Consider the following 3821-nt stretch of genomic DNA (forward strand, 5'->3'; position numbering starts at 1 on the left):
AGACCATCGACCTTGTTGCCGTCCTCGCCGGTCGCGGTTCCGCGCGCCGGCTGGCCGAACTCGCCCGCGTCGAGGGCCTTGGGCCGGATGGCGACTACCGCATCACCCCCGCAACCACCCCGAAAGGAGACCCCGAATGATCCATCACGCCTTGCGTCTGCGCTGCCAGCTCGCCACGGCCTGCGCCGTCACCACCGTCAGCCTGTTCATGGCCCCGGCCGCCTATGCGTCCGGTTCGTCGATGCCGTGGGAAGCGCCCCTTCAAAGCATCCTTCAGTCCATTGAGGGGCCGGTCGCCAAAATTATCGCGGTCATTATCATCATCGTGACCGGCTTGACCCTCGCGTTCGGCGATACGAGCGGAGGGTTCAGGCGATTGATTCAGATCGTTTTCGGTCTGTCGATCGCCTTTGCCGCGTCGAGTTTCTTCCTGTCGTTCTTCTCGTTCGGCGGCGGGGCGCTCGTCTGATGGCAGGCGGCCTCGAACAGCTCGACGCGGTGCCGGGCTTCACCGTCCCGGTCCACCGGGCGCTGACCGAGCAGATTTTGCTCGGCGGCGCACCGCGCTCTATCGCCATCATGAACGGTACGCTCGCCGGGGCCGTGGGCCTCGGCCTGCGCCTCTGGCTGGTCGGCCTCGCCATCTGGGCCATCGGCCATTTCGCCGCCGTGTGGGCGGCCAAGCGCGATCCCCAATTCGCCGAGGTCGGGCGGCGGCATCTGCGCGTCCCCGGTCATCTGGCGGTGTGAGGGCGCGGCTATGATGAACCTTGCCGAATACCGCCGCACCGCCGCGCGCCTCGCCGACTATCTGCCGTGGGCGGCGCTGGTCAGCGCGGGCGTCGTCTTGAACAAGGACGGTAGCTTTCAGAGGACCGCGAAGTTTCGCGGTCCCGATCTGGATTCCGCCGTCGCCGCCGAGCTGGTTGCCGTCGCCGGCCGGATCAACAACGCTGTGCGCCGTCTTGGCTCCGGCTGGAGCATCTTTGTCGAGGCGCAGCGCAATCCGGCCGCGACCTATCCCGACAGCATTTTTCCCGACGCGGCATCGGCGCTGGTCGATGCGGAACGCAAGGCAGCGTTCGAGGAAGCCGGCGCGCATTTCGTCTCCGGCTACTTCATGACCTTCCTTTACCTGCCGCCCGCCGAGGAAGCCGCCCGCGCCGAAACCTGGCTCTATGAGGGCCGCGACAAGACCGGCGTGGACCCTTGGGAGATCCTGCGCGGTTTCATCGACCGCACCGACCGCGTGTTGGCCTTGCTCGACGGTTTCATGCCCGAGTGCCGCTGGCTCGATGACGGCCAGACGCTCACCTACCTCCATTCGACCATATCGACCAACCGGCATCGCGTGCGCGTGCCGGAAGTGCCGGTGTATCTGGACGCGCTGCTGGCTGACCAGCCGCTGACCGGCGGGCTGGAGCCGCGCCTTGGCGACGCGCATCTGCGCGTCCTGACCATCGTGGGATTCCCGACCGCGACGACGCCGGGCCTCTTGGACGAAATGAACCGCCTGCCTTTCCCCTACAGGTGGAGCACGCGCGCCATTCTGCTCGACAAGACGGACGCCACCCGGTTGCTCACCAAAATTCGCCGCCAGTGGTTTGCGAAGCGCAAGAGCGCCGCGGCGATTCTGAAAGAGGTGATGACCAACGAGGCGTCCGCCCTGGTGGACACCGACGCCGCCAACAAGGCGCTCGACGCCGACATGGCCCTGCAGGAGCTGGGGGCGGACGTGACGGGCATGGCCTATGTCACCGCGACCGTCACGGTTTGGGATGCCGACCCGCGCATAGCCGACGAGAAATTGCGGCTGGTCGAGAAGATCGTTCAGGGCCGCGACTTCACCGCCATGCCCGAAACGGTCAATGCCGTCGATGCGTGGCTCGGCTCGATCCCCGGCCATGCCTACGCCAACGTGCGGCAACCGCCCATCAGCACTTTGAATCTCGCCCACATGATCCCGCTATCGGCGGTGTGGGCGGGACCGGAACGGGATGACCATCTCGGTGCGCGCCCCTTGCTCTATGGCAAGACCGAGGGAAGCACCCCGTTCCGGTTGTCATTGCATGTCGGCGACGTGGGCCACACCCTTGTCGTCGGCCCGACCGGCGCGGGCAAGTCCGTGCTGCTGGCGCTCATGGCGCTCCAGTTCCGGCGCTATGTCGGCTCGCAGGTATTCGCCTTCGATTTCGGCGGCAGCATCCGCGCCGCCGCGCTCGCCATGGAGGGCGATTGGCACGACCTGGGCGGCGGGCTGACCGATGGGGCAGAGGCATCCGTCTCGCTCCAGCCGCTCGCGCGCATCCACGACACCTATGAACGCGCCTGGGCGGCCGACTGGATCACCGCCATTCTCATGCGCGAGGGGCTGACCATCACGCCCGAGGTGAAGGAGTATCTTTGGACGGCGCTGACCTCGCTCGCGTCCGCCCCGGTCGAGGAACGGACCATCACCGGCTTGAGCGTGCTGCTCCAGTCGAACAATCTCAAACAGGCCCTTCGACCCTATTGCATCGGCGGCGCTTATGGCCGGCTGCTCGATGCCGAAAGCGAACAACTCGGCGCAGCCGATGTGCAAGCCTTCGAGATCGAGGGGCTTGTCGGCACCGACGCGGCTCCGGCCGTCCTGTCCTACCTCTTCCATCGCATCGGCGACCGGCTCGACGGCCGCCCGACGCTGCTCATCATAGATGAAGGCTGGCTTGCGCTGGATGACGAGGGGTTCGCCGGCCAGCTCCGCGAATGGCTGAAAACGCTGCGCAAGAAAAACGCATCGGTCATCTTCGCCACGCAGTCTCTGTCGGACATCGACGGAAGCAACATCGCGCCCGCGATTATCGAGAGCTGCCCGACGCGGCTGTTGCTGCCGAACGAACGGGCTATCGAGCCGCAAATCACCGCCATCTATCGCCGCTTCGGGCTCAATGACAGGCAGATCGAGCTTGTCGCCCGCGCGACACCGAAACGCGAATATTATTGTCAATCGCGGCGCGGCAACAGGCTGTTCGAGCTGGGTCTGTCCGAAGTCGGGCTCGCGCTTTGCGCCGCATCCGCCAAATCCGACCAGACCGAAATCGCGCGCATCTTCGCCGAACACGGCCGCGCCGGATTCCTCGCGGCCTGGCTGCACCATCGCGGAGTCGATTGGGCGGCCGACCTCATCCCCAACCTCACCATCCTCGCCGACCGGCCGGAATCCGCCGTGCCGGACGGCTCCGCAGCAAAGGAGACCCTTCCATGATCCGTATTCCCGTTTCCCGCATCGCCGGCGCATCCATGATCGCGCTGACGCTCGCCGTTCCCGTCGCCCTGTCGCCAATGCTGGCAAGCCCGGCGCAGGCGCAGCTCTTTGGCTTCGGCCGCATCGTTTTCGACCCGTCCAACTATGCCGAGAACGTCCTCACCGCCGCCCGGACGCTGGAGCAGATCAACAATCAGATCCAGAGCCTTCAGAACGAGGCGCAGATGCTCATCAATCAGGCCCGCAATCTGGCGAGCCTGCCGTATTCGTCGCTCCAGACGCTTCAACAGAACGTCCAGCGCACACAGCAGCTTTTGGGACAGGCCCAGAACATCGCGTTCGAGGTCAGCCAGATCGACCAGGCGTTCCAGCAGCAGTATGGCAACGTCTCGCTGTCGGCCACCGACCAGCAGCTTGTCGCCGATGCACGCTCGCGCTGGGAAAATACCGTCTCCGGCCTTCAGGACGCGATGCGCGTGCAAGCCGGAGTCGTCGGCAACATCGACACGAACCGCGCCGAGATGGCCGCGCTCGTCGGCCAGAGCCAGGGCGCGACCGGCGCGCTGCAAGCCACGCA

The 3821-nt window shown here is 65.9% G+C and carries 4 protein-coding genes and 1 pseudogene; all 5 read left to right on the top strand.

Annotated features, from left to right (window positions below):
• Nucleotides 1–140, top strand: a pseudogene (locus JCM21793_RS30780) (P-type conjugative transfer ATPase TrbB); the annotation flags it as partial.
• Nucleotides 137–469: a TrbC/VirB2 family type IV secretion system protein gene (locus JCM21793_RS22680; protein WP_025031821.1), complete on the top strand. Its 333-nt coding sequence runs from the start codon at nt 137–139 to the stop codon at nt 467–469. The pseudogene JCM21793_RS30780 and the gene JCM21793_RS22680, both read left to right, overlap by 4 nt.
• Complete coding sequence (locus tag JCM21793_RS22685) at nt 469–750, top strand: VirB3 family type IV secretion system protein (RefSeq protein ID WP_025031822.1); 282 nt, start codon at nt 469–471, stop codon at nt 748–750. Before JCM21793_RS22680 ends, JCM21793_RS22685 begins: the two co-directional genes overlap by 1 nt.
• 10 nt (nt 751–760) lie before the next feature.
• Complete coding sequence (gene trbE, locus JCM21793_RS22690; protein WP_025031823.1) at nt 761–3244, top strand: conjugal transfer protein TrbE; 2484 nt, start codon at nt 761–763, stop codon at nt 3242–3244.
• 35 nt (nt 3245–3279) lie between these two features.
• The coding region (gene trbJ, locus JCM21793_RS22695) for a P-type conjugative transfer protein TrbJ (protein ID WP_441909640.1) at nt 3280–3821 on the top strand (542 nt) is incomplete at its 3' end.

Source organism: Nitratireductor aquibiodomus NL21 = JCM 21793, from assembly GCF_000615975.1.
GTDB classification, from domain to species: Bacteria; Pseudomonadota; Alphaproteobacteria; order Rhizobiales; family Rhizobiaceae; genus Nitratireductor; species Nitratireductor aquibiodomus.